The 753-nt window shown below is 70.5% G+C and carries 1 protein-coding gene; it reads right to left on the bottom strand.

The window, feature by feature from the left end:
* Positions 1-753: glycoside hydrolase family 3 protein (locus tag AC1B00_RS09575; protein WP_488849497.1), on the bottom strand; the 753-nt coding region annotated here is incomplete at both ends.

Consider the following 753-nt stretch of genomic DNA (forward strand, 5'->3'; position numbering starts at 1 on the left):
TCCAGGGCGGCATCCACCGTCGCGGACGTCGGCGTGTAGCCGTTGAGCGCGGTGCGCACCATCGCCATGTCCTGCAGCAGGTACGGGTCGGCGATCGACACCAACACGGTCGGGAAGGAGGACGGATGCCGCGGCGCGTCCGGCCCCTGCCACGGCGCCCACGCGACCCGCAGGCTGTTGGAGTTCCCCACGAATCGGACGTTCGCGAAGTAGATGCAGAGGTCGAACGCGTCCACTTCGGCCGAGGGCGACTGCGCGAGGGGCGACCGACGCACTTCCACCTCGCAGCCGCGTGCCCGCAGGCCCGCGACGAAGTGCGGCGCGAACGGGCCGGAAGGATCGTAGAAGGTCGGCTCATCACCCACGACCACCACGAGCACGCGCCGGCGCTCCGCAGCTCGCAACGGCAGCAGGTGCGCGGCATCCTTCGTCACCGTGATCGACCGGCGCGCGAGCACCCGCCGTGCCTCCAGGTCGTCGGGGTGATCGAAGGCGGGTTCGCCGAAACCCTCGCCGAACGGACTGAGGTGCAGGCCGAGCGACGCCTTCGTCGCGAGTACCCGGCGCACCGCCTCATCGAGCCGGTCCTCCGTGAGGATGTCGACGGCCTGCACCAGCGCGGTGAAGTCGGCGGCGACGTCGACATTCCCGAGCACGACGTCCACACCCGCGGCGACCATCTCGGGCAGCGTCCGATCGCGACGTCCGGCGGTGGTGAATCCGGCCATCGCGGTGTTGTCGGACACGACCAGG

This window comes from Campylobacter sp. DY7 (assembly GCF_057802535.1).